The 24,143-nt window shown below is 63.8% G+C and carries 20 protein-coding genes and 1 tRNA gene; 14 read left to right on the top strand and 7 right to left on the bottom strand.

The window, feature by feature from the left end; genetic code table 11:
* Nucleotides 1–17: 17 nt before the first annotated feature.
* From ABIB45_RS09340 to ABIB45_RS09325, 4 genes are all read right to left on the bottom strand, one after another.
* Nucleotides 18–1,043: an ATP-dependent 6-phosphofructokinase gene (locus ABIB45_RS09340; protein WP_354215571.1), complete on the bottom strand. Its 1,026-nt coding sequence runs from the start codon at nt 1,041–1,043 to the stop codon at nt 18–20.
* Nucleotides 1,044–1,211: 168 nt separating this feature from the next.
* The gene (locus ABIB45_RS09335; RefSeq protein ID WP_354215570.1) at nt 1,212–1,463 is read right to left on the bottom strand and encodes a PspC domain-containing protein; all 252 of its coding nucleotides are present in this window, start codon (nt 1,461–1,463) and stop codon (nt 1,212–1,214) included.
* A gap of 3 nt (nt 1,464–1,466) precedes the next feature.
* Nucleotides 1,467–1,760 carry a hypothetical protein gene (locus ABIB45_RS09330; protein WP_354215569.1) on the bottom strand — a complete coding sequence of 98 codons (294 nt, stop codon included), beginning with the start codon at nt 1,758–1,760 and terminating at the stop codon, nt 1,467–1,469.
* A gap of 1 nt (nt 1,761) precedes the next feature.
* Nucleotides 1,762–3,219, bottom strand: coding sequence for a PspC domain-containing protein (locus tag ABIB45_RS09325; RefSeq protein WP_354215568.1), 1,458 nt, complete (start codon nt 3,217–3,219; stop codon nt 1,762–1,764).
* A gap of 124 nt (nt 3,220–3,343) precedes the next feature.
* Here ABIB45_RS09325 and ABIB45_RS09320 point away from each other — a divergent pair, with 124 nt between their 5' ends.
* Nucleotides 3,344–4,762 (top strand): ATP-binding protein, encoded by a 1,419-nt coding sequence (locus ABIB45_RS09320; protein ID WP_354215567.1) that lies wholly within the window; start codon nt 3,344–3,346, stop codon nt 4,760–4,762.
* A complete protein-coding gene (locus ABIB45_RS09315) occupies nt 4,759–5,442 on the top strand; it encodes a LuxR C-terminal-related transcriptional regulator (protein WP_354215566.1) in 684 nt (227 codons plus the stop codon). Before ABIB45_RS09320 ends, ABIB45_RS09315 begins: the two co-directional genes overlap by 4 nt.
* Before the next feature lie 145 nt (nt 5,443–5,587).
* Here ABIB45_RS09315 and ABIB45_RS09310 read toward each other — a convergent pair whose 3' ends face one another.
* On the bottom strand, nt 5,588–6,805 hold the full coding sequence (locus ABIB45_RS09310) for a pyridoxal phosphate-dependent aminotransferase (RefSeq protein ID WP_354215565.1): 1,218 nt from the start codon (nt 6,803–6,805) through the stop codon (nt 5,588–5,590).
* Nucleotides 6,806–7,076: 271 nt separating this feature from the next.
* Between ABIB45_RS09310 and ABIB45_RS09305 the strand changes: the two genes are divergently transcribed.
* The 9 genes from ABIB45_RS09305 to rplL all read left to right on the top strand — a co-directional run bounded on the left by ABIB45_RS09305 (nt 7,077) and on the right by rplL (nt 13,697).
* Nucleotides 7,077–7,149: transfer RNA gene (locus tag ABIB45_RS09305), tRNA-Trp, on the top strand.
* Between the two features lie 81 nt (nt 7,150–7,230).
* Entirely contained in the window at nt 7,231–7,515 is a 285-nt protein-coding gene (gene secE, locus ABIB45_RS09300; RefSeq protein WP_354215564.1) for a preprotein translocase subunit SecE, read from the top strand.
* A gap of 118 nt (nt 7,516–7,633) precedes the next feature.
* A complete protein-coding gene (gene nusG / locus ABIB45_RS09295) occupies nt 7,634–8,512 on the top strand; it encodes a transcription termination/antitermination protein NusG (protein ID WP_354215563.1) in 879 nt (292 codons plus the stop codon).
* A gap of 130 nt (nt 8,513–8,642) precedes the next feature.
* Complete coding sequence (gene rplK, locus ABIB45_RS09290) at nt 8,643–9,074, top strand: 50S ribosomal protein L11 (protein WP_024365990.1); 432 nt, start codon at nt 8,643–8,645, stop codon at nt 9,072–9,074.
* A 182-nt stretch (nt 9,075–9,256) separates the two neighbouring features.
* Nucleotides 9,257–9,964 (top strand): 50S ribosomal protein L1, encoded by a 708-nt coding sequence (rplA, locus tag ABIB45_RS09285; protein WP_354215562.1) that lies wholly within the window; start codon nt 9,257–9,259, stop codon nt 9,962–9,964.
* A 114-nt stretch (nt 9,965–10,078) separates the two neighbouring features.
* Complete coding sequence (locus tag ABIB45_RS09280) at nt 10,079–11,206, top strand: GNAT family N-acetyltransferase (RefSeq protein ID WP_354215561.1); 1,128 nt, start codon at nt 10,079–10,081, stop codon at nt 11,204–11,206.
* 8 nt (nt 11,207–11,214) lie between these two features.
* A complete protein-coding gene (locus ABIB45_RS09275) occupies nt 11,215–12,333 on the top strand; it encodes a GNAT family N-acetyltransferase (protein WP_354215560.1) in 1,119 nt (372 codons plus the stop codon).
* A 295-nt stretch (nt 12,334–12,628) separates the two neighbouring features.
* On the top strand, nt 12,629–13,240 hold the full coding sequence (rplJ, locus tag ABIB45_RS09270) for a 50S ribosomal protein L10 (RefSeq protein WP_354215559.1): 612 nt from the start codon (nt 12,629–12,631) through the stop codon (nt 13,238–13,240).
* Between the two features lie 79 nt (nt 13,241–13,319).
* Nucleotides 13,320–13,697 carry a 50S ribosomal protein L7/L12 gene (rplL, locus tag ABIB45_RS09265; RefSeq protein WP_354215558.1) on the top strand — a complete coding sequence of 126 codons (378 nt, stop codon included), beginning with the start codon at nt 13,320–13,322 and terminating at the stop codon, nt 13,695–13,697.
* Nucleotides 13,698–13,775: 78 nt separating this feature from the next.
* On the opposite strand, the gene ABIB45_RS09260 is transcribed toward rplL, so the two are convergent.
* Entirely contained in the window at nt 13,776–14,273 is a 498-nt protein-coding gene (locus ABIB45_RS09260; RefSeq protein ID WP_354215557.1) for an aminoacyl-tRNA deacylase, read from the bottom strand.
* Nucleotides 14,273–15,472, bottom strand: coding sequence for an acetyl-CoA C-acetyltransferase (locus tag ABIB45_RS09255; protein WP_354215556.1), 1,200 nt, complete (start codon nt 15,470–15,472; stop codon nt 14,273–14,275). Before ABIB45_RS09255 ends, ABIB45_RS09260 begins: the two co-directional genes overlap by 1 nt.
* Nucleotides 15,473–15,735: 263 nt before the next feature.
* Between ABIB45_RS09255 and ABIB45_RS09250 the strand changes: the two genes are divergently transcribed.
* The 3 genes from ABIB45_RS09250 (at nt 15,736) to ABIB45_RS09240 (ending at nt 24,035) form a co-directional block, all read left to right on the top strand.
* Nucleotides 15,736–16,200 (top strand): hypothetical protein, encoded by a 465-nt coding sequence (locus tag ABIB45_RS09250; RefSeq protein ID WP_354215555.1) that lies wholly within the window; start codon nt 15,736–15,738, stop codon nt 16,198–16,200.
* 297 nt (nt 16,201–16,497) lie between these two features.
* Nucleotides 16,498–20,016: a DNA-directed RNA polymerase subunit beta gene (gene rpoB, locus ABIB45_RS09245; protein WP_354215554.1), complete on the top strand. Its 3,519-nt coding sequence runs from the start codon at nt 16,498–16,500 to the stop codon at nt 20,014–20,016.
* A gap of 119 nt (nt 20,017–20,135) precedes the next feature.
* Nucleotides 20,136–24,035 carry a DNA-directed RNA polymerase subunit beta' gene (locus ABIB45_RS09240; RefSeq protein ID WP_354215553.1) on the top strand — a complete coding sequence of 1,300 codons (3,900 nt, stop codon included), beginning with the start codon at nt 20,136–20,138 and terminating at the stop codon, nt 24,033–24,035.
* Nucleotides 24,036–24,143: the final 108 nt, after the last annotated feature.

Below are 24,143 nucleotides of genomic sequence, written 5' to 3'. Positions count from 1 at the left end.
TAGGTGGCGTGCGCGGCTCAGCCGAACAGGACGGCCGCTTCGTCGTAGCGCTTCTGCGGCACCGTCTTCAGCTGGCCCAGGGCTTTCTCAAAGCCGACGTGCTCGATGTCGGTGCCCTTGAGCGCCACCATGGTGCCCCAATAGCCCTCCACCACTGAGTCGATGGCCGCCATGCCCAGGCGCGTCGCCAGGACGCGGTCGAACGCGGACGGAACGCCGCCGCGCTGGATGTGGCCCAGGATGGTGGCACGTGTCTCGATGCCGGTGCGGGCCTCAATCTCCGGGGCGAGTTGATCCGCGATGCCGCCCAGGCGGGGCCGGCCGAAGGTGTCCAGGCCGCGCTCGGAGTGGGGGGATTCCATGTGGTCCGGAACGAAGCCCTCGGCCACAACAACCAGCGGCGCGCGGCCACGGTCATGGGCTTCCTGGACCCATTCGGTGATCTGTTCGATGCTGACTTTCTGCTCCGGGATCAGGATGGCGTGGGCGCCGGCGGCCATGCCGGCGTGCAGGGCAATCCAGCCCACGTGGCGGCCCATGACTTCGGCGATCATGCAGCGGTGGTGGGACTCTCCCGTGGTCCGGAGGCGGTCGATGGCCTCGGTGGCGATCTGGACTGCGGTATCGAATCCGAAGGTGTAGTCGGTGGCGTCGAGGTCGTTGTCCACGGTCTTGGGGACGCCCACGATCTTGAGGCCGGCGTCCGTGAGGCGCTTCGCGGCAGCCAGGGTGCCTTCGCCGCCGATCGCGATGATGGCGTCGATGCCCAGGCGATGCATGTGGGCCTTGATGACCTCAGGTCCGCCGCCGTTTTCGAAGGGGTTGGTGCGGGAGGTGCCCAGGATGGTGCCGCCCTGCTTGGCGATGCCACGGACCATGGTGCGGGGGATATCGATGATGTCGCCTTCAACGACACCGCGCCAGCCGTCCAGGAAGCCGACGAATTCATGGCCGTGGATGGCGATACCTTTGAGGACGGCGCCGCGGATGACGGCGTTCAGTCCCGGGCAGTCGCCACCACTGGTAAGAATTCCGATTTTCATGTCTCTGCTCAATCCTGCTGCTAAGGGGGTACGGGCAGAGCGCCACGCTGAGCTCACCTAGATTGTAGTCGGCGGTGTGCGTTACGACACAAACCGGTTACAAAAGACCCCCGTCCCAGAGAGGGAATCTCTCCGGAACAGGGGCTCGAGGCCTTGTTTGCTGGGTGGTCAGCGGATGGAACGGCGGTCCAGGAAGTTCTGCAACGGGATGGAGTTCCCCTGGTCAGGAAGGACCAGCCAGGCCGCGAGGTAGAAGACGACTGCGGGACCGGGGAGAAGGCAGAAGACCAGGAAGGCGATCCGGACGAACGCCGCATCCACGTTGAGCTTGGCTGCGATGCCGCCGCAGACGCCGCCCAGCCAGCGTTCCGGCCCGCGTTTCAGGCCGAAGCCCCTGACGATGCTGAAGAACTTGTCCATGGCTCAAGACTTCCTTGTTGTGGGTTCGTTGTCACGTTTCCGGGCCGACAGCAGGCCGCCCACCACCAGCGCCGCACCGGCCCCGATCATGAGCCCGATCAGGACATAGGTGCCGTTCAGGGTCACCACACCCAACTGCGCGACGATGATGAGTGCGGCCAGCGCCAGGACGATGAGGGCCCAGACGATGGTGCCTACACGGGCGGATTGCTGCGGCGGTGCGTCGGCTCCGGACTGGCCTGCCGCCGTCGTGCTTTCTGACGTGTCTGGATCCGATGCCGGATTTGAGCTGCCCATGTCAGTTTCCTTCCTCGATAGTGATGTTGCTGAAGGTGCCGTCGATCTCCACGATCAGGCTGGCTCCGGGCTTGTCGGTGTTGTAGCGGCTTTCCCGGGTGGTGATGCCGCTGCGGTTGCCGGCGCCGTCGTGGATGTTGCCCATGGTCATGTCGGCCTTGATTGCCACGGGGACGTTGTGCGGGAGGACCACCGTGACGTTGCTGGCCGTGACGCCCAGGGGAACCACGACGTCGGATGGCAGCGGGGCGGTGACGTTCATCCCGGTGAGGTCAAAGGTGCCGCGGCCGGCAGTGACATTGATGCCGTCCCGGGCTTGTTCAATGCTCGCGGGCGTCCAGTCGACTTCGGTGAAGCTGACCCTGTCGCCGTTGCCCACCACGCTGTAGATTCCGCCGGTGATCAGGGCCGCCACAGCGAAAAGGCTGAGGATTCCGGCCGTCTTGCCGCGGAGGCCTGCGATCAGGATGCCCAGGCCCACAACCGCTGCGCCGGCGGCCCACACAATCGCGTTGGCGGAATCGCCGAGGTTGATCACGTTGGCGGCGTCGAGGGCTTTCAGTCCACCGCCCACCAGGAGCGCCGCGCCGGCGGTGATTGCCACGGCGGGGGCGCCGGGTCCGGAGGGGCGGACGTGCGGTGCCGGCGCCGGGCCTTGGGGCGGCTGGTAGCCGTCGCCGTAGCCGCCGCCGTAGGTGTCACCGCCGGGGAACGCGCCGCCGGGGGGCGGAGTGGTGCCGGAAGGCGGCGTTGGTGTGTACGGAGGATTCCCCGCCGAGCCCGTATCAGTTGCAGCGTAGGGCGACGTGTACGGGGCGGTGGTGTACGGGGCTGTGGGATATGAGGCCGCGAAAGCGGCGTTGCCGCCGGCTCCGGCCGGAGGTGTGGCGTTCATGGGAGCTCCGTTCCGGACCTTGTTGCGTTGCGTCAGGTAGTAGATGAGGTAGATGGCGCCGCCCACCCAGAAGACGGTCCAGAGGAATCCGCCGAAGCCGTTGTGGCTCCAGCCCCAGAATCCGCCGCCCAGTCCGGTGAGGCCCACCACGGTGGTGATCAGCGCGCCGGTCATGCCGCTGGTCCACCGGCCGGCACCCGCCTCCTGGACGTGGATGCGGCCGTCGGGCTCGGGCAGGAGGGCCCAGGCGATGCCGTACAGCAGAACGCCCACTCCGGCAAAGAGGGTCAGCACGATGAAGATGCCGCGGACAATCAGCGGGTCGATGCCCATCCGGTGCGCGATGCCGCTGGCGACACCGCCTATCCACCGGTCGCGTCCGCGCTGGATGCCGTGGCTCCGGATCCAGGGGAAGAAATCCTTCGCCTGGCCAGGTGCCTGGGGGCCTGCGTAGTGGCCCGCCGCCGGGGGCGGCAGGAGGGGGTCGGTGGGCTGGCCTGGTCCGCGGGGTGGGAGAGGTTCCGTGGGCTGGCCGTCGTCGGGGATAGGGGTCTGGGAGTTCATACTTCGATCCTGCCGTCCCGGGCCGTGCGGCTCTACTGGGGAACACCCTGACTCGTCCCTGAGTTACCCCCGGTTCAGGCCGGAATCGGGTCCGGGGAACCCTGATCCGTGCTTGGATTGACCCATGACCACCGCCTTTACCCGCCCCCCGCTGGTCCGCAGCACCGACCGCGTCATCGCGGGCGTCTGCTCCGGACTCGCGGCGCATCTGGGCTGGCCGGTGAAAAACGTCAGGATCGGGATGGCGCTCGCAACCCTCGCCGGCGGTGCCGGTCTGGCGTTCTACGCGTGGCTGTGGATCATGGTCCCCACCGCGGACGAAAGTGCCCGGCGCCTGGCCCGGCGTCCGGCGTCGCCCATTGCACCGGCTGTTAGCATCGTGCCCCCGCCGGCAACGGCGTCGCAGTTTTCGGGGCAGCCTGCTGCGGGTGCACCGTGGGCAATGCCCGACGCCGGTGCTTCCGCCCCGGCCGCTGCCTATGCTCCGGGCGTTTCCGGGGCTCGAGTTCCGACCTCGGCAGGGTACGGTGCTGACGCCAGTCCGCCCTGGTTCCGTTTCCGCAGCATGCGGTACGGCAAGGAGATCCTGCTGGGAGCCGGCCTCCTGCTGGTCGCGGGCATCATGATCGCCCAGCTACTGGGCATGGACGTGCCCTTGGGGACCCTCATTCCCGCTGCGGCCGTGCTCGGCGGTGCCGCCATCGCCTGGATGCAGCTCGACGAGACCCGCCGCGCCGGTCTGGTGGACAAGACCAAGGCAGACCAGGCGGGTGGCTGGGCGCGCCTTGCCGCCGGGCTCGCGCTGGTGGTGGCCGGCGTGCTGGTGATGGTGTCCGGTTCCGGATCCTGGGAGCAGACCTGGCTGGCGCTGCTGGCCTCGGTGGCAGTGCTGGGCGGCGTGCTGCTGGTGCTGCTGCCCTGGGCACTCAAATTCTGGCGCGACCTGGAAACGGAGCGTGCGGGCAGGATCCGCGAAACAGAGCGGGCGGAGATCGCGGCGCACCTCCACGATTCCGTACTGCAGACTTTGGCCCTGATCCAGCGGCGGGCCGCCAACGAACATGACGTGGTCCGCCTGGCCAGGGCCCAGGAACGGGAACTGCGGGGCTGGTTGTTCCAGGACCCTGGCAAGGAAGCCGGCCAGCTGTCGGACCGGATCAAGGCCACCGCCGCCGAGGTGGAGGACGTCCTGGGCAACGCCGTGGAAGTGGTGAGCGTGGGCGATACCCCCATTACCGAGGCCCACGAAGCACTGGTCCAGGCCAGCCGCGAGGCAATGCTGAACGCGTCCCGGCACGGCGGCGGAACCGTTTCCGTGTATTTGGAGGTCTCGGACGGGCGCGCCGAGGTCTTCGTCAAGGACCGGGGCCCCGGCTTCGACCTCAACGAGGTGCCGGAAGACCGGCTGGGGGTCCGGGAATCGATCCTTGGACGCATGAAGCGCCACGGCGGGACGGCCTCCATCACCAGCACCCCCGGCGGCACCGAGGTTCGGCTGGGCCTGCCGGCGCCACACCGGGACAACGCAGAAGGAAAATCATGAACAACTCACAGGGCACCGGGCCCATCCGCCGCGCACAGTCTGTCCGGGTGGTGATCGTGGACGACCACGCCATATTCCGGTCCGGCCTCAAGGCCGACCTCGACACCAGCATCCAAGTGGTGGGTGAGGCGGCCACCGTGGAGCAGGCCATCGCAGTGATCGCCCAGGAGCGGCCCGAAGTGGTGTTGCTGGACGTCCACCTGCCGGGTGGCCTGGGCGGCGGCGGACGCGAAGTCATCGCAGGCTCCGCAGCACTGTTGGCGACCACCAAGTTCCTGGCCCTGAGCGTCTCGGACGCCGCCGAGGACGTGGTGGCGGTTATCCGGGCCGGGGCCCGCGGCTATGTCACCAAGACCATCTCGGGTGCAGAAATCACTGACGCCGTGTTCCGCGTGGCGGGTGGCGACGCCGTGTTTTCGCCCCGGCTGGCAGGGTTCGTGCTTGATGCCTTCGGCACCGCACCGGCCGACATCGCCGACGATGAACTCGACAGGCTCTCCGCCCGCGAACTCGAAGTGATGCGCCTGATCGCCCGCGGCTACAGCTACAAGGAAGTGGCCAGGGAACTGTTCATCAGCATCAAAACGGTGGAAACCCATGTGTCCGCGGTGCTGCGCAAGCTGCAGCTGTCCAGCCGGCACGAGCTGACCAAGTGGGCTGCGGAGCGCCGCCTCCTCTAAACCCCACCCAACGCTCTCTCGTTTGATGCGCCTTTGCCCCCAACGCTCTCTCACTTCCTGCGGCCTAAACGCAAACGCTCCCTCACTCTCATAAGAAGAGTGACAGGGCGTTTGGATTTTTTCTTGCAGGAAGTGAGAGAGCGTCCTATTTGGCTTTGCCGAGGAGGTGCTGGAGCCGGGCCACTCCTGTGGCCAGGTCCTCGTCGCCCAGGGCGTAGGAGAGCCGCAGGAACCCGGAGGGGCCGAAGGCCTCGCCCGGTACCACAGCAACTTCGACCTCGTCCAGGATCAGGGCGGCCAGTTCAGCGGAGGTCGACGGCGTCGCGGTGCCTGCCGCCGTCGGGAATTCCTTCCCCAGCAGCCCGCGGACGTCCGCGTACACGTAGAAGGCGCCCTTCGGCGTCGGGCACTCCACCCCGTCAATGGCGTTGAGTCCGGCGACGATCGCCTTGCGGCGGCGGTCAAAGGCCACCTTCATCTCGTCGACGGCGGTCAGCGGTCCGGAGACGGCGGCGAGGGCGGCGATCTGCATGATGTTCGAGACATTCGAGGTCGAGTGGGACTGCAGGTTTGTGGCGGCCTTGATGACATCGGCCGGGCCGATCATCCAGCCGACGCGCCAGCCGGTCATTGCATAAGTCTTGGCCACGCCGTTGAGAATGACCACTTTGTCGCCCAGTTCCGGTGCCGCGGTGGCGATGGAGGTAAACGGGACGCCGTCGTAAGTCAGGTGCTCGTAAATCTCGTCGGTGACTACCCAGAGGCCCTTGGCGGCGGCCCACTTGCCGATCTCGGCAACCTGCTCGGGGGAGTAGACGGCGCCGGTGGGGTTGGACGGTGAGACGAAGAGCAGGATCTTGGACTTCTCTGTGACAGCGGCTTCGAGCTGCTCCACCGTGACCAGGTAGTCCTGCTCCGGGCCGGCGAAAACGTCAACCGGGACGCCGCCGGCGAGCCGGATTGCCTCCGGGTACGTGGTCCAGAACGGGCTGGGCACAATCACTTCGTCGCCCGGGTCCACCAGTGTGGCGAAGGTGTTGTACACAGCCTGCTTGCCGCCGTTGGTCACCAAAACCTGGGACGGGTCCACGGTGTAGCCGGAATCCCGCAGTGTCTTCTCCGCAATAGCCTTCTTCAGCTCCGGCAGGCCCCCGGCGGGTGAGTAACGGTGGTACTTGGGCTGGCCGGCGGCCTCAATGGACGCCTTCACGATGTAGTCCGGGGTGGCGAAGTCCGGCTCGCCCGCACCGAAGCCAATTACCGGCCGGCCTGCTGCCTTGAGCGCCTTGGCCTTGGCGTCAACGGCCAGGGTTGCGGATTCGGCAATGGCGGATATGCGCTGGGAAACGCGGGCGGAAGACATGGCGGGTCCGTTCTTCGCTTGCAGCTCAGTGGCTGGATGGTGGAATTCGACGAGATCTACTCTATGCTGTTCAGCGGATCGTTCGGATTGCCGGCGAGGATGCGACTGCAGGCCAGGGGCACCCTCGATGACATTCGACGGTCCGGAATGAGGGCTGGTTCGACGTAGACGAAGTTGTTGCGTAGACTGGTTCTCCGGTGTTGAAACACGGATGATGACGTGCGCCCCAGTGAAAGCTGGCAAACGTGTCAGGTCCCGTTTTTCGTCCCATAGGGTAGTGGCGCAATTGGTAGCGCAGCGGTCTCCAAAACCGCAGGTTGCAGGTTCGAGTCCTGTCTGCCCTGCGCAAGCTGTTCCGGCGAATAGCCGGAGCACGCGCAGTAACCATGGTTCTGATCAGGACCGGGTAATCCAACATTGCAAAGATGAGCGAGGACCAGGTGACCGAAACAGCTGCCAGCAGCTCCAAGGGCCGGCCAGCTAAGAAGGACGCCAAGGCAAACTTCTTCGCCCGTATTGCACTCTTCGTTCGCCAGGTCATCGGCGAGCTGAAGAAGGTTGTTGCACCAACCCGCAAGGAACTGATCAATTACACGCTCGTGGTGCTGGTGTTCGTGGCCATCATGATGGTGATCGTCAGCATCCTGGACCTCGGTTTTGGAACCGCGGTCAGCTGGGTCTTCGGCGGGATCGCTCCCACGGACCGCTAAGGCGCACCGTCCGCAGGCCGCGTGGCACAGACCGGGTAACCGGTACGGAGTCCATGCCGGTGTGCGGAATTGAGCCATTTAAATAGGCATGTTAGGCAATGAGGAAGCAGGAGACCAAGTGTCTGAGCAGGAGCTCGAGGTAACCGAGACTGAGCTGGAGGAGTCCACGGACAACACGGCGGCCCCCACGGTCGAAGCCGGTGAAGAGTCCGAGGTTGAGTCCGCTGCGCCCGATTCAGATTCCGACGACGATTCTGACGTTGCCGAGGATTCCGCTACGGCGGATGTAGCTGCGGAGGACGCTTCTGAAGAGGAGTCCGACTCAGATGGCGACGCTGCTGAGGGCGACGACGCTGACGCAGACGCCCTGGCAGCCGCGGCCGCCAAGGCCGAGGTTGACCCCGCCGATGAATTCAAAGCCAAGCTGCGCCGCCAGGAAGGTGACTGGTACGTCATCCACTCCTACGCTGGTTACGAAAATCGCGTCAAGGCCAACCTTGAGACCCGCATCCAGACCCTGGACATGGAAGATTACATCTTCGAAATCCAGGTGCCCATGGAAGAGGTCGTTGAGATCAAGAACGCTCAGCGCAAGGTCATCAACCGCGTCCGCATCCCCGGCTACGTCCTGGTCCGCATGGATCTGACGGATGCTTCCTGGGGCGCCGTCCGCCACACTCCCGGTGTCACCGGCTTTGTGGGCAACGCCCACAACCCCGTGCCGCTGCGCCTCGACGAGGTCTTCTCCATGCTCGCCCCCGTCTTCGAAGAAGAGCAGGCCGAAAAGGGCAAGCCGGTCAACAAGCAGCAGCAGACCCCCGTTGACGTCGACTTCGAGGTTGGCGAGTCCGTCATCGTCAAGGAAGGTCCGTTCGAGACCCTCCCCGCCACGATCTCCGAGATCAAGATCGAATCCCAGACCCTCGTGGTCCTGGTGTCGATCTTCGAACGCGAAACACCGGTCACCCTGGCGTTCAACCAGGTCAGCAAGATCTAGCAACCCGCACAGAATTCGTTCCGGACTGCCCGCTTAGCAGCCCCGGAACGGCCGGCCGCCTCGCCATGGCGGCCAAAAACCTGAGGCACGCTCCTGTGTCCCAGGAAGAAATTGAGAGAAGGACCTTACATTGGCTCCCAAGAAGAAGGTCACCGGCCTCATCAAGCTGCAGATCCAGGCAGGCGCCGCTAACCCGGCACCGCCGATCGGTCCTGCGCTTGGCCAGCACGGTGTCAACATCATGGAATTCTGCAAGGCGTATAACGCTGCGACAGAAGCCCAGCGCGGAAACGTTATCCCCGTGGAAATCACGGTCTACGAAGACCGTTCATTCACGTTCATCACCAAGACCCCGCCGGCTGCAGAGCTCATCAAGAAGGCCGCAGGTGTTGCCAAGGGTTCACCCACCCCGCACACCGTCAAGGTTGCCAAGCTGACTCAGGCCCAGGTCAACGAGATCGCCACCACCAAGATGGAAGACCTCAACGCCACGAGCCTCGAAGGCGCAGCGAAGATCATCGCCGGCACCGCCCGCTCCATGGGTATCACCGTCGAGGGTTAATTCCCTCGCTGCCACATGTTGCGTTCGGGTAACCGATCACGACGACGGGCGGCACTGCCGGGAAACCGGCACCACCGAAATTGAAATGTTGGGAATCGGGCACGGACAACGAGCCCGCACCCCGACTGTGGCAGGGCCCAGCGCGGTCCGCAGACCACAACTGCACAAGGAGAATAAGCAGCATGGCAAAGCGCAGCAAAGCATATGAGGCAGCAGCCGCCAAGATCGACGCGGAGAAGTTCTACGCGCCGTTCGAGGCAGTGACGCTCGCCAAGGACACCAACCCGTCCAAGTTCGACGCCACCGTTGAGGTTGCCTTCCGCCTGGGCGTTGACCCTCGCAAGGCTGACCAGATGATTCGCGGCACCGTCAACCTGCCCCACGGCACCGGCAAGGTCTCCCGCGTCCTCGTCTTCGCAACGGGCGAGAAGGCTGAAGCAGCAATCGCTGCCGGCGCCGACTTCGTTGGTTCCGATGACCTGATCGAAAAGATCCAGGGTGGCTGGACCGACTTCGACGCCGCCGTCGCGACCCCTGACCTCATGGGCAAGGTTGGCCGCCTCGGTAAGGTCCTGGGTCCGCGTAACCTGATGCCGAACCCGAAGACGGGCACCGTGACCGCTGACGTCGCGAAGGCCGTCAACGACATCAAGGGTGGCAAGATCGACTTCCGCGTCGACAAGCACTCGAACCTGCACTTCATCATTGGCAAGGTTTCCTTCGACGCCCTTAAGCTGGCCGAGAACTACGCAGCAGCACTGGAAGAGGTCCTTCGTTTGAAGCCGTCCGCTGCCAAGGGCCGCTACATCCAGAAGGCCACCGTAGCCACCACGTTCGGCCCCGGCATCTCCGTCGACCCCAACGTCACCAAGGTGCTCACCGAGGCGTAGGTCCTCGAAAAGCGTTGCCCTGCCGGATCCGTCCGGTACACGTGAAAACCGCCCGGCGCCTGCGCCGGGCGGTTTTTGCTTAACTCGCCGTTCGGTTCTGCCTAAGCTGGGGCAATGGCCGAACCACACGCCGTCTCCGCCCCTGAGCCTGCACCCGCTGCCCTGGTGATTAGCGCCGTCGCTGTTCCTCCGTTGGCGGACGGCACGGAGGGCTTCCGGGACTTCCGTGACTGCCAAGCCATGCGGCGGGGGCACGAACTTGAGACGTGGGGCGACCTTGACCGCGGCTACACCTACGCCGAGGAACTGGAACATTGGCGCGGCACCGAATACGAGGCGCGGCGCCTCTTTGTGGCCCGGCTCGGCCAGGAAACGGTGGGCATGTGTTCTGTCACGTTCCCGCTGCGCGAGAACACTGCGACCGCCGGGATCAATGTCCTGGTGGAACCGGCCTTCCGGCGGCGCGGCCTGGGACGACAACTCCTGCACTACGCCGAGGCAGTGGCGCAGGAAAATGGCCGCACCTCGCTGGACGGTTACTTTGAGCTGCCGGCAGGGCTGGTGGAAGGCTGCGGACCGCTGCTGCCGGCCAAGTCGGGGGCAGGTGGTCTGCCGGCGGGTGACCCCGCCACCGTTTTCGCCGCGGCCGCCGGCTATGAGCTCGAACAGGTGGAGACCTCCAGCCGCCTCACCCTCCCTGTGCCGCAGGACCGGCTGGCTGAACTGGAAGCCGCAGCGTCCGCTCATGCGCCGGATTACGGCCTGGTGGGATGGGCCGATGCCTGCCCGGAGGAACTTGTGGAGAGCTACGCCGTGCTCAACGCGCGGATGAGCGCCGACGTCCCGACAGCCGGGCTGAACTGGGAAGGCGAAATCTGGGACACAGCCAGGGTCCGGCGGAATGAGGAAACGCTCGCATGCAGCGGCGTCCAGGCATTGGTATCGGCCGCCAGGCACCAATCCACCGGTGAACTGGTGGCGTATACCGTCATGAACTGGCGGCCGGGGGTGCCGGCTGCCGTGCTTCAACAGGACACTCTGGTGTCCGGCGGCCACCGCGGCCACCGCCTGGGCATGCTGATCAAGCTGAATAACCTCCGCGCGGCCCAGCAGAGATGGCCCACGGCGCGCTCGGTCCTGACATGGAACGCGGCGGAAAACCGGCATATGCTGGCGATAAATACATTGCTTGGATTCAGGCCTGCTGGTTATGAGGGTGAATGGCAGAAACGGCTGGGATGATGCCCCTTATGGCTAAAGACGTACAAATAGAGCAGCTATGGGTCCCGGACTCCCTCGACGCGCCGGACGCAGCGGATTTCCTGGCCGCCATTGAGGTGGGCCGGAAGGTCAGAATGCAGACGTGGGGGAGTGATGACCTCGCGTACACACCGCTGGAAAAACTCCTCGAACTGGCCGACCCCTACGAGCGCCAGGTCATTCTGGTGGCAAAGGTCGACGGCCAGATCGTGGGCACGGTGGACATCGCCCTGTCACTGACGGACAACCTGGACCTGGCCGAGTTCACCCTGGACATCTTGCCTGAAATCCAGCGGCAGGGGGTGGGCCGCAAGCTTCTGGTGGCCGCTGAACACCTCGCCCGCAGCGAGGGCCGCACGCAGATCCTGGTGGATACCAACCATCCAGGTGCGTCGCTGCACGAGTTCGAGAAGGCGCAGCTGGTCCCGGGTTCGGGGCAGGGTTTTGTGCCGCTGGAAAGCCGGGAAGTGGAATTTGCGCGCCGGACCGGCTACACGCTTCAGCACATAGAGCAGTTCAGTTCCTGTGCGTTGCCCCTGGACACCAAGCTGGTGGCCGATCTGCAGGCGGAAGCAGAGGAAGCCAACCACGGCCGCTACCAACTCCATCACTGGACGGACCGCTGCCCGGACGAGTGGCTGGAAGCTGTGGCCGCGCTGGAAAACCAGGCGGGCGCCGTCGTCGACCCTTCCCTGGAGACTCCCATTGAGCACGAAATGGTGTTCGATGCCGGGATCCTCCGTGAAGCAGAAGGGGTCACCGTCGCGCAGGGGCGGCGGACGGTGGTCACCGCCGTCGAGTATCTGGCCACCGGGACTTTTGTGGGGCTGACCACCATTAGCGTCCTGGCGCACCGGCCGGATGTGGTGTTCCAGGACGACACCCTGGTCCTGCAGGAACACCGCGGTAACAAATTGGGCCTGCTGATCAAGGTGGCCAACATGGAGCGGCTCACCGAGCAGTTCCCCGATGCCAGGGTGATCTACACCTGGAACGCGCCGGAGAACAGGTATCTCCTGACGGTCAACCAGCAGCTGGGGTTCACCACGGCCGGTGTGACAGGCATATGGCAGAAGGAACTGCCGAACCTGAAGTCAGCCGTCAGCTGAGGCCGATTTGGCGGACCGGCGGACTGTCCCGTAGGCTTGAATCACCAAAGACCGTCGGTTGTTGGAAATTCATTCTCCTGGACGCAGCTCAACTCTGCAGTTGTGCGCGGGAGGCCAAATGGGTTTCTGGACGAAGGACCCTGACATAGGGCGGCCGGCGCAGGTGAACGAAGCAAACGCTCCACGGCAACAGCCATGTTGAGCCAAGCCCCGTGCATCTGCGCGGGGCGTTTTTAGTTTTAGCTCACTTGAGCGGGGACCGTCGCATACCGGCACTATCCCCGGAAGGAGGGTTATGGCAACGCCTACCAAGGTTTCAGCAGTAGCTGAGATCACAAACGATTTCAAGGAATCGAACGCCGCTGTCCTGACCGAATACCGTGGGCTCACCGTTGCACAGCTCAAGCAGCTGCGTGTTTCTCTCGGCCAGGAAACCAAGTTCTCGGTCGTCAAGAACACCCTGACCGCCATTGCAGCCAAGGAAGCCGGTGTCGAAGCATTCGACGGCCAGCTCTCCGGCCCCACTGCAATCGCGTTCATCAAGGGTGACGCAGTTGCAGCTGCCAAGAGCCTGACGGATTTTGCCAAGATCAACAAGCAGCTGGTCATCAAGACCGGTTACTTCGAGGGCAAGGCACTGAACGCCAGCGAAGTTTCTGCACTGGCAGCTCTCGAGTCCCGCGAGCTGCAGCTCGCCAAGGTTGCAGGCATCCTCAAGGCTCCTGCTGCCGCCGCTGCACGCATCATCGACGCACTGCGCCTCAAGCTTGAAGAAGAGAACGGTGCACCGGCAGCTGCCGAGGCTGCCGCCGCTGAAGAAGCTCCTGCAGCCGACGAAGCCCCCGAAGCAGTTGCTGAAGCTGGTGCCGAGGCACCCGCCGAGGCACCCGCTGCCGAAGAGAACTAGTTTCTCTTTACCCACCAGACTCCGGTGTAAGGCAATGGCCCAGGCCGCCAAGCACCACCTATAGGAAGGACGCCACACCATGGCGAAGCTCACCAACGAAGAGCTCATTGAAGCTTTCAAGGAACTGACCATCATCGAGCTCTCCGAGTTCGTCAAGCTCTTCGAAGAGACCTTCGAAGTTACCGCAGCTGCTGTTGCTGTTGCCGGCCCCGCCGGTGGCGGAGCCGCGGAAGAGGCTGAAGAGCAGACCGAATTCGACGTTATCCTCGAATCTGCTGGCGAGAAGAAGATCGCAGTGATCAAGGAAGTACGCGCCATCACTTCCCTGGGCCTGAAGGAAGCAAAGGACGTTGTTGACAGCGCTCCGAAGGCTGTTCTCGAAGGTGCAACCAAGGAAGCTGCCGAAAAGGCAAAGGAGCAGCTCGAGGCTGCCGGCGCAACCGTTACCCTCAAGTAACTCACGCCGCTTCACGGAAAACCCCGTCCACTCGGTGGGCGGGGTTTTCTGCTTTAATCTGTGTTGCTGTAGGAGGGTTTAGGCGGGGTCCGAGATGTCAGCGACGACCGCGCCGAGGGCCGACATAAGCGCGTCGGCCTCGACGAAGGCGCTGTAGCCGAGCTCGCCGGCACCCATGGAGATCCGTCGGCCCGTGATGGTGGCGTCCGCGTAGACCGGCCACGCAGTCGAGCTGCCGAGCGGTGTGATGGTGCCGCGCTCGTAGCCGGTTGCGTCCAGGGCAACGTCAGCGGGCGGCAGCGACAGCTTGTTCACCCCCACCAACGTGCGCAGTTTGGGCCAGGAGATCTGCCGGTCGCCCGGAATCAGCGCAAACAGGAACGTCCCGTCCTTGTGCTTGACCACCAGCGACTTCACAATGTCAGCCGGGGTGATGCCCAGGATCCCGGCAGCCTCCGCCAGGCTGCGTACCGCCGTCCGCTCCATGATCTGCACATCGAGGCCGCGTGCGGCGGCATCGGCCAGGAAGCGCTGACGTCCGACGGCGGCACTTCCGTTCTCAAGCTGCCCCACCATTAGCCCCGGTACAGCAGGAGGGCTTCGCCCTGACCGCCGCCGCCGCACAGGGAGACCGCGGCTTTGCCGCTGCCCCGCCGTTTGAGTTCATGTGCTGCATGCAGGGCCAGCCTCGCGCCCGAGGCCCCGATCGGGTGGCCCAACGCGATCGCACCGCCGTGGATGTTGCACTGCTCCAGCGGGTAGTCCAAGTCCTTCAGCGACTGCACCGCCACGGAACCGAAGGCCTCGTTGATTTCGATGAAGTCCAGGTCCTTCGTGCTCCAGCCGGCCCGCTCCAGGGCGCTCATGATGGCATTTGACGGCTGCGAATGCAGGGAGTTGTCCGGGCCCGCAACCTGGCCGGGTTTGCCCACCACAGCCAGGTATTCCAGGCCGTTGTCCTCGGCGAACTGTCGCGTTGCCAGCACCAGTGCGGAGGCGCCATCGGACAAGGGAGAGGAGTTGCCCGCGGTGATGGTTCCGTCGGTGACGAACGCGGCCCGGAGTCCGGCCAGGGTGTCGATGGAGGTGTTGGGCCGCACGCCTTCGTCCGTGGCGAGAACGATCGGATCACCCTTGCGCTGCTTCACGCTGATGGGTGCAATTTCGTCGTCGAAGACTCCGTTCTTCGCCGCCAGCGCTGCACGCTGGTGCGACTGGGCGGCCACATTGTCCTGTGAGGGCCGGTCGATGCCCAGGGCCAGATTTTTGGTCTCAGAGGACAGGCCCATGGACTGGCCGTCGAAAGCATCTGTCAGGCCATCGTGGGCAGCCACATCCAAAGCCTGAATGGACCCGTAGGTCCAGCCCTGGCGGGATCCTGGCAACAGGTGGGGTGCCCGGGTCATGGATTCCTGGCCGCCGGCCACCACCACGGTGGCGTCGCCGCTGCGGATCAGCCGGGCCGCGTCGATCACGGCTGTCAGCCCGGAGAGGCACACCTTGTTGATGGTGACCGTGGGGACGTTCCAGCCGATGCCGGCGCCGATGGCGCTCTGCCGTGCCGGGTTTTGCCCGGCGCCCGCCTGCAGCACCTGGCCCATGATGACCGCGTCCACCTTTCCGGCGTCCACGCCGCTCGCGGCGAGTGCGGCCTTGATTGCGTGCGCGCCGAGTTCGACGGCTGTGAAGCTCGCCAGTTGCCCGTTGAGGCGGCCCTGCGGGGTCCGCGCTGCTGCCAGGATGACAACGTCAGTGTTGTCCGTGGAGTTGCCCATAGTGATCTCTTCCGCTCAGTTATCGATGTAGGCCAAGGCTATCGTGAGCCTCATCACCTACTAACCCAAACGCATAAACGGCGCCGGTGATTCCGGCCGGACCCGCGGGGGGAGCACCGGGCAGCCCAGGGGCCGTGGACCAGCAGCGGCGGACCGTAGGGGAGAACTACCCAAGCGGTTGACGTGCACCGTGCCGCCATGATGCGTAGGGTGGACGGCGAAGATCAGAGCAGCACCGCCAGGAAAAAACAGGGAGCAGAATCTTGAAGAAAATCCTCACCGCGGCGGCCGTTGCCAGCCTCGCCGGACTCACAGCCTGCAGCGTTGCCACCCCTGCTCCCGTGACCACCATGTCGACGACCGCCCCTGCGACGTCCAGCCCCGCACTTTCCCAGGCGACGCCGTCGGGCTCTGCCGACGCTTCGGATCCCCAGGCAGGGGTCAAAGCCGCCTGCGAGCAGTTCAACACGCTCTACGCCGACTACAAGGCTATCCACGCCAACGCCAACGCCTACGAGGATATCTACTTCGCCGCCCAGGACGCCAAGGACGCTGCCACCGGCAACCAGAAGGGGCTGTTTGCCTCCCTCAGCGTCCTCTCCCTGGACCACTCCTCGGCGGTTGAAAGCGGCGGCGAAGTGGACCAGGAGTCAAAGGACCTGGTCCGTGACGCGGTCTTCGCCAACGCCCCGGAGTGCACAGCCAAGGGCGTCACGCTCCGGCTCTGAGGCCCCGGAAAGCACCAAAAAATCGGTGCTTGCAATAACGCTGGATGTGGGGTAGACACGTAATGGGTTTTGCCGTATCGTAGATATTTGCGTCTTCCCTGTTTACCTTCAGCCTTCATATAGCGGTGGGCTTTGCCTGGCAGCTGACCATCAACGTGCCGTCAACAACGTCATTGCATGGTCGGCCCCGGCCCCGGGTCATATAGCGGAACCGGATGGTAGCACTGCGGAGTCATTCCGCAGGGTGCACAGCGGGGGAGATCTGAAAACGCCTGAAGGTCTGTGGAAGGATCCCTCTTGGTCGCCTCGAGCACCTCTAATGTAAATAACACTGCCACCGCTATCGATTCAAACAGCACTGATGGTGCCACTCGCCGGCTCTCATTCGCAAAGATTCACGAACCGCTTGACGTTCCGAATCTCCTTGCCCTGCAGACGGACAGCTTTGACTGGCTGGTCGGAAACGAACGCTGGCAGGCACGCGTAGCGAAGGCCGTTGAAGAAAACGATCTCAGCGTCGCCACCTCGTCCGGACTGTCGGACATCTTCGAAGAGATCTCCCCGATCGAGGACTTCCAGGGCACCATGTCCCTGAGCTTCTCCGATCCGGAGTTCGCTGACCCGAAGTACACCATGGCCGAGTGCAAGGACCGGGATGCAACATACTCGGCTCCGCTGTACGTCAAGGCCGAGTTCATGAACAACAACACGGGCGAAATCAAGCAGCAGACCGTGTTCATGGGCGACTTCCCGCTGATGACCGAGAAGGGCACCTTCGTCGTCAACGGCACCGAGCGTGTGGTCGTCTCCCAGCTGGTCCGTTCACCGGGCGCCTACTTTGAGCGCACCGCCGATAAGACCAGTGACAAGGACATCTTCACTGCCAAGATCATCCCGTCCCGCGGTGCATGGTTCGAACTCGAAATCGATAAGCGCGACCAGGTCGGCGTCCGCCTCGACCGTAAGCGCAAGCAGTCGGTCACGGTTCTGTTGAAGGCCCTCGGCTGGACCGAAGGCCAGATCCTCGAAGAGTTCGGCCAGTACGACTCCATGCGTGCAACGCTGGAGAAGGACGCCACCGAAACCCGCGAAGATGCGTTGCTGGACATCTACCGGAAGCTGCGACCGGGCGAGCCGCCCACAGTAGAGGCTGCCCAGTCCCTGCTGGACAACCTGTACTTCAACTCCAAGCGCTACGATCTGGCCAAGGTTGGCCGCTACAAGATCAACCGCAAGCTTGGCATCGACCGCTCCCTTGGAGACAAGGAAGCTTCGGTCCTGCACGTTGAAGACATCGTTGCCATGATCAAGTTCCTGGTAGCCCTGCACGCCGGCGAGAAAACCCTCAAGGGCAAGCGCGACGGCCAGGACCACGACCTTCGTGTTGAGATCGATGACATCGACCACTTCGGCAACCGCCGCATCCGCGCCGTCGGCGAGCTCATCGAGAACCAGGTCCGCACCGGCCTGTCCCGTATGGAGCGTGTTGTCCGCGAGCGGATGACCACCCAGGACGTCGAGGCCATCACGCCGCAGACCCTGATCAACATCCGCCCGGTTGTCGCTGCCATCAAGGAGTTCTTCGGAACGTCCCAGCTGTCGCAGTTCATGGACCAGAACAACCCGCTCTCGGGTTTGACCCACAAGCGCCGTCTTTCCGCGCTTGGCCCGGGTGGTCTGTCCCGTGACCGCGCAGGCATGGAAGTCCGTGACGTTCACCCGTCCCACTACGGACGCATGTGCCCCATTGAAACCCCTGAAGGCCCGAACATTGGTCTGATCGGTTCGCTGGCATCGTACGGCCGCATCAACCCGTTCGGCTTCATCGAGACTCCCTACCGCCTCGTCTCCGAAGGCGTTGTCGCCGATGAGGTCCAGTACCTGACCGCCGACGACGAGGCTGAGGTCCTGATCGCACAGGCCAACGCTCCGCTGGATGAAAACAAGCGGTTTGCCGAAGAGACCGTCCTGGTCCGCGCCCGTGGTGGTGGAGGCGAGCCCGTGCTGGTCCCCGCCGCCGAAGTCGAGTTCATGGACGTTTCGCCGCGCCAGATGGTGTCCGTGGCTACGGCCCTGATCCCGTTCCTGGAACATGACGATGCAAACCGCGCACTCATGGGTGCCAACATGCAGCGCCAGGCTGTGCCGCTGGTCCGGTCCGAGGCCCCGTTTGTGGGTACCGGCATGGAGCGTGCAGCCGCAGTCGACGCCGGTGATGTCACCATCGCGAAGAAGGCCGGTGTGGTTACCGAGGTCTCCGCTGAGCTGGTCATCATGCTCAACGATGACGGTACGGAAACCAACTACCGCATCAACAAGTTCGCACGTTCCAACCAGGGCAACTGCTACAACAACCGCGTCCTGGTCAACGAAGGCCAGCGCCTCGAAGTCGGCGGCATCATCGCTGACGGCCCGGCAACGGACCAGGGCGAGCTCGCCCTCGGTAAGAACCTGCTCGTGGCATTCATGTCATGGGAAGGCCACAACTTCGAGGACGCCATCATCCTCTCGCAGCGCATTGTTGCCGAGGACGTCCTTTCCTCCATCCACATCGAGGAGCACGAGATCGATGCCCGCGACACCAAGCTTGGTGCCGAGGAAATCACCCGTGACATCCCCAACGTGTCCGAGGAAGTCCTGGCAGGCCTGGACGAGCGCGGCATCATCCACGTCGGTGCCGAGGTTGAAGCCGGCGACATCCTGGTCGGAAAGGTCACCCCGAAGGGTGAAACCGAACTGACCCCGGAAGAGCGCCTGCTGCGCGCCATCTTCGGTGAGAAGTCCCGCGAAGTGCGCGACACCTCCCTGAAGGTTCCGCACGGCGAGTCCGGCACCGTCATCGGTGTCCGCGTCTTCGACCGCGACAACGACGACGAACTGCCCCCGGGCGTGAACCAGCTGGTCCGCGTTTACGTGGCAGCCAAGCGTAAGATCACCGACGGCGACAAGCTCGCTGGCCGCCACGGCAACAAGGGTGTTATCTCCAAGATCCTCCCGATCGAGGACATGCCCTTCCTTGCCGACGGTACCCCCGTTGATATCATCCTGAACCCGCTGGGTGTTCCGGGCCGTATGAACGTCGGCCAGGTGCTGGAAACGCACCTCGGCTGGGTTGCCAAGACCGGTTGGAAGATCGAAGGCGAGCCCGAGTGGCTCAAGCAGCTGCCGAACCTGCCGCGCGAGAGTGGCTCCACCACTGTTGCAACGCCGGTGTTCGATGGCGCCCGTGAAGAAGAAATCACAGGCCTGCTGGACTCCACCAACGTGACCCGCGACGGCGACCGCCTGATCAACTCCTCCGGCAAGACCCGTCTGTTCGACGGCCGTTCCGGCGAGCCGTTCCCGGATCCGATCGCCGTTGGCTACATGTACATCCTGAAACTCCACCACCTGGTGGACGACAAGATCCACGCCCGGTCCACCGGTCCGTACTCCATGATCACGCAGCAGCCGCTGGGTGGTAAGGCACAGTTCGGTGGCCAGCGCTTCGGTGAAATGGAAGTGTGGGCGCTCGAAGCTTACGGCGCCGCGTACACGCTCCAGGAGCTCCTCACGATCAAGTCGGATGATATCCACGGTCGCGTGAAGGTCTACGAAGCCATCGTCAAGGGCGAGAACATCCCCGAACCGGGCGTTCCTGAGTCCTTCAAGGTCTTGATCAAGGAAATGCAGTCACTGTGCCTGAACGTGGAAGTGCTTTCCACGGACGGAACCACAATTGAAATGCGTGACTCTGATGACGCAGTCTTCACGGCTGCGGAAGAACTGGGCATTGATCTGTCTCGTGCAGAGCCCAGTTCCGTAGAAGAGGTTTAGCAGGTAGACGTACCGGGAAAGGCAAGCGGCCCCGCCGCGCTGCTTTTCCCTGTACGTCACCTCCCTCTTCCCGTAACCAAGACTTCAGAATTTAGAGAACAAGAGAGAACAGGGACCATATGTCCAGCGAATCCTCCTTCGGCCTCATGCAGATCGGCCTCGCCACCGCGGATGACATCCGTGGCTGGTCTTACGGCGAGGTTAAGAAGCCGGAAACCATCAACTACCGCACGCTCAAGCCCGAGAAGGACGGCCTCTTCTGCGAGAAGATCTTCGGCCCGTCCCGCGACTGGGAATGCTACTGCGGCAAGTACAAGCGCGTGCGCTTCAAGGGCATCATCTGCGAGCGTTGTGGCGTGGAAGTCACCCGTGCAAAGGTCCGCCGTGAGCGCATGGGCCACATCGAGCTGGCCGCCCCGGTCACGCACATCTGGTACTTCAAGGGTGTTCCGTCCCGTCTGGGCTACCTCCTTGACCTGGCACCGAAGGACCTCGAAAAGGTCATCTACTTCGCCGCCTACATGATCACGAGCGTCGACGCCGACAGCCGCCACGAGGAACTGCCCAACCTTCAGGTTGAGCACGACATCGAGAAGAAGCAGCTGATCGACAACCGCGACTCCGACATCGCCACGATCGCCCGCGACCTCGAAAACGAGATCGCCCGCCTCGAGGGTGAAGGCGCCAAGGCTGCCGACAAGAAGAAGGCCCGCGACTCTGCCGACCGCCAGATGGCGAACGTGCGTAAGCGTGCCGACGCCGAAATCGAGCGCCTCGAGCAGGTCTGGGACCGCTTCAAGAACCTGAAGGTCGCTGACCTCGAAGGTGACGAAGGCCTGTACCGCGAACTGCGCGACCGCTACGGCATGTACTTCGAAGGCTCCATGGGCGCCGAAGCCATCAAGAAGCGTCTTGAGAACTTCGACATGCAGGCCGAGTCGGACCTGCTGCGTGACATCATCGCCAACGGCAAGGGCCAGCGCAAGACCCGTGCCCTCAAGCGCCTGAAGGTGGTCAACGCGTTCCTGACCACCAACAACAGCCCTCTCGGCATGGTTCTTGACGCCGTCCCGGTGATCCCGCCGGAACTGCGCCCGATGGTCCAGCTGGACGGTGGCCGCTTTGCGACCTCCGACCTCAACGACCTCTACCGCCGTGTGATCAACCGCAACAACCGCCTCAAGCGCCTGCTTGACCTGGGAGCGCCGGAGATCATCGTCAACAACGAGAAGCGCATGCTTCAGGAAGCTGTTGACAGCCTCTTCGACAACGGCCGCCGCGGCCGTCCGGTCACCGGACCGGGCAACCGTCCGCTGAAGTCCCTGAGCGACATGCTCAAGGGCAAGCAGGGCCGTTTCCGCCAGAACCTCCTCGGCAAGCGCGTCGACTACTCCGGCCGTTCGGTCATCGTCGTCGGCCCGCAGCTGAAGCTGCACCAGTGTGGCCTGCCCAAGCAGATGGCACTGGAGCTCTTCAAGCCGTTCGTGATGAAGCGCCTGGTTGACCTCAACCACGCCCAGAACATCAAGTCGGCCAAGCGCATGGTTGAGCGTTACCGTCCGCAGGTCTGGGACGTGCTGGAAGAGATCATCACCGAACACCCGGTGCTGCTCAACCGTGCACCTACCCTGCACCGCCTCGGCATCCAGGCGTTCGAACCGCAGCTTGTTGAAGGTAAGGCAATCCAGCTCCACCCGCTGGTTTGTGGCGCCTTCAACGCTGACTTCGACGGCGACCAGATGGCAGTCCACCTGCCGCTGAGCCCGGAGGCCCAGGCCGAGGCACGCATCCTGATGCTGTCCTCGAACAACATCCTGAAGCCGTCCGACGGCCGTCCGGTCACCCTGCCTTCGCAGGATATGATCATCGGTCTCTACCACCTGACCACCAAGCGTGTCGGTTCAGCTGGCGAAGGCCGCGTCTTCTCCTCGGTTGCCGAAGCCATCATGGCCTTCGACCTCCGCGAACTGCACCTGAACTCGCAGGTCAAGATCCGTCTTGAGGGCTTTGTTCCCTACGCAGGCTGGGAAGCTCCGGAAGGCTGGGAGCCCGGCCAGCCGGTGCTCGTCCAGACCTCCCTGGGCCAGGTCGTCTTCAACCAGACGCTGCCCGAGGATTACCCCTGGGTTGAGAACGTTGCAGACAAGGGCGAACTGTCCACAATTGTCAACGACCTCGCCGAGCGTTACCCGAAGGTAGTCACAGCGGCAACGCTGGACAACCTGAAGGACGCCGGTTTCTACTGGGCCACGCGGTCCGGCGTTACCGTGGCCATCTCGGACATCGAGGTACCCAAGGACAAGCCGCAGATCCTTGCCGGCTACGAGACCATGGCTGCCAAGATCCAGGGCCAGTACGACAAGGGCCTGATCGACGACGACGAGCGTCGCCAGGAACTGATCGAGATCTGGAACAAGGCAACGAACGAGATCGCCCAGGCGATGCGTGACAACCTGTCCCCGATGAACACCATCAACCGCATGGTGTCCTCCGGTGCACGTGGTAACTGGATGCAGGTCCGGCAGATCGCGGGTATCCGTGGCCTGGTGGCCAACCCTAAGGGTGAAATCATCCCGCGTCCCATCAAGTCCTCCTACCGTGAGGGCCTGTCGGTGCTGGAATACTTCATCGCCACGCACGGTGCCCGTAAGGGCCTGGCCGATACCGCGCTGCGTACCGCCAACTCGGGTTACCTGACCCGTCGTCTGGTGGACGTTTCGCAGGACGTCATCGTCCGCGAAGAGGATTGCGGTACCGAACGTGGACTGGTCACGCCCATCGCGGTGCCGGACGCCAACGGTGAGCTCGTCCTGGACGAGAACGTGGAGAACAGCGCCTACGCCCGTACGCTGGCTGTTGATGTTGTGGACTCCAAGGGCAACGTCCTTGCAGCCGGCGGCACCGACTGCGGCGACGTCGTCATTGCTGAGCTGTTTGCAGCCGGCATCACCGAGGTCAAGGTCCGCTCTGTACTCACCTGTGAGTCCAGCGTCGGCACCTGCGCCCTGTGCTACGGCCGCTCGCTGGCCACCGGCAAGACTGTGGACATCGGCGAGGCCGTTGGCATCATCGCCGCGCAGTCCATCGGTGAGCCCGGTACGCAGCTGACCATGCGTACGTTCCACACCGGTGGTGCTGTCTCCGCAAGCGGTGGCGACGACATCACCCAGGGTCTGCCCCGTATCCAGGAGCTCTTCGAAGCCCGTACTCCGAAGGGTGTCGCACCGATTGCTGAAGCAGCCGGCCGCATCACCATCGAAGAGTCCGAGCGCCAGATGCGCCTGGTCATCACCCCGGATGACGGATCTGAAGAGATCGCGTACCCGGTACTGCGCCGTTCACGTCTCCTCATCGAGGATGGCGAGCACGTCACGGTAGGCCAGAAGCTCATCAACGGTCCGGTGGATCCCAAGCAGGTTCTGCGCATCATGGGTCCCCGTGCCGCGCAGAAGTTCCTGGTGGACGAGGTCCAGGGCGTGTACCGCAGCCAGGGCATCGGTATCCACGACAAGCACGTCGAGGTTATCGTCCGCCAGATGCTGCGCCGCGTCACGGTCATCGAATCCGGCGAATCGGATCTGCTGCCCGGCGAGCTCGCCGAGCGCAGCCGCTTCGAGGAAGCCAACCGCCGCGTTGTGTCCGAGGGCAAGACTCCGGCTTCCGGACGTCCTGAGCTCATGGGCATCACCAAGGCGTCCCTGGCTACCGAGTCCTGGCTGTCCGCAGCTTCCTTCCAGGAGACCACCCGCGTCCTGACGCAGGCGGCCATGGAAGGCAAGAGCGATCCGCTGCTCGGCCTCAAGGAGAACGTCATCATCGGTAAGCTGATCCCGGCCGGCACGGGTCTCCCGCGCTACACCGAGGTCACCGTGGAGCCCACTGAGGAAGCAAAGGCCAACCTGTTCACCGGCCCCAGCGCATTCAGTGACTTCTCGTACGACTCCCTGGGCGGCGACGGAGCTCCTGAGTTCCACGCCATCCCGCTGGACGACTACGATCTCGGCAACGATTTCCGCTAAGCGTCCCTAAAAGCAACGCGGGGTCACTTCCGGCCCGATCCGCACCTCGGATTGGGCAGGAAGTGACCCCGCGTTGCTGTCTATACACCGGATTCAGGCGCGGGATCA

The sequence above is a fragment of the Arthrobacter sp. UYCo732 genome (assembly GCF_040547265.1).
Lineage (GTDB): Bacteria > Actinomycetota > Actinomycetes > Actinomycetales > Micrococcaceae > Arthrobacter.
This window is presented reverse-complemented; position numbering and strand designations above follow the sequence as displayed.

Bases quoted from the DNA above. Each gene is read 5' to 3' on its own strand.
- rplJ (WP_354215559.1), top strand. From the start codon at position 12,629: ATGGCAACGCCTACCAAGGTTTCAGCAGTAGCTGAGATCACAAACGAT.
- ABIB45_RS09330 (WP_354215569.1), bottom strand. From the start codon at position 1,760: ATGGGCAGCTCAAATCCGGCATCGGATCCAGACACGTCAGAAAGCACG.
- ABIB45_RS09320 (WP_354215567.1), top strand. From the start codon at position 3,344: ATGACCACCGCCTTTACCCGCCCCCCGCTGGTCCGCAGCACCGACCGC.
- ABIB45_RS09275 (WP_354215560.1), top strand. From the start codon at position 11,215: ATGGCTAAAGACGTACAAATAGAGCAGCTATGGGTCCCGGACTCCCTC.
- ABIB45_RS09335 (WP_354215570.1), bottom strand. From the start codon at position 1,463: ATGGACAAGTTCTTCAGCATCGTCAGGGGCTTCGGCCTGAAACGCGGG.
- ABIB45_RS09340 (WP_354215571.1), bottom strand. From the start codon at position 1,043: ATGAAAATCGGAATTCTTACCAGTGGTGGCGACTGCCCGGGACTGAAC.
- ABIB45_RS09315 (WP_354215566.1), top strand. From the start codon at position 4,759: ATGAACAACTCACAGGGCACCGGGCCCATCCGCCGCGCACAGTCTGTC.
- ABIB45_RS09260 (WP_354215557.1), bottom strand. From the start codon at position 14,273: ATGGTGGGGCAGCTTGAGAACGGAAGTGCCGCCGTCGGACGTCAGCGC.
- ABIB45_RS09310 (WP_354215565.1), bottom strand. From the start codon at position 6,805: ATGTCTTCCGCCCGCGTTTCCCAGCGCATATCCGCCATTGCCGAATCC.
- secE (WP_354215564.1), top strand. From the start codon at position 7,231: ATGAGCGAGGACCAGGTGACCGAAACAGCTGCCAGCAGCTCCAAGGGC.
- ABIB45_RS09280 (WP_354215561.1), top strand. From the start codon at position 10,079: ATGGCCGAACCACACGCCGTCTCCGCCCCTGAGCCTGCACCCGCTGCC.
- rplL (WP_354215558.1), top strand. From the start codon at position 13,320: ATGGCGAAGCTCACCAACGAAGAGCTCATTGAAGCTTTCAAGGAACTG.
- rplA (WP_354215562.1), top strand. From the start codon at position 9,257: ATGGCAAAGCGCAGCAAAGCATATGAGGCAGCAGCCGCCAAGATCGAC.
- ABIB45_RS09255 (WP_354215556.1), bottom strand. From the start codon at position 15,472: ATGGGCAACTCCACGGACAACACTGACGTTGTCATCCTGGCAGCAGCG.
- ABIB45_RS09325 (WP_354215568.1), bottom strand. From the start codon at position 3,219: ATGAACTCCCAGACCCCTATCCCCGACGACGGCCAGCCCACGGAACCT.
- ABIB45_RS09240 (WP_354215553.1), top strand. From the start codon at position 20,136: ATGTCCAGCGAATCCTCCTTCGGCCTCATGCAGATCGGCCTCGCCACC.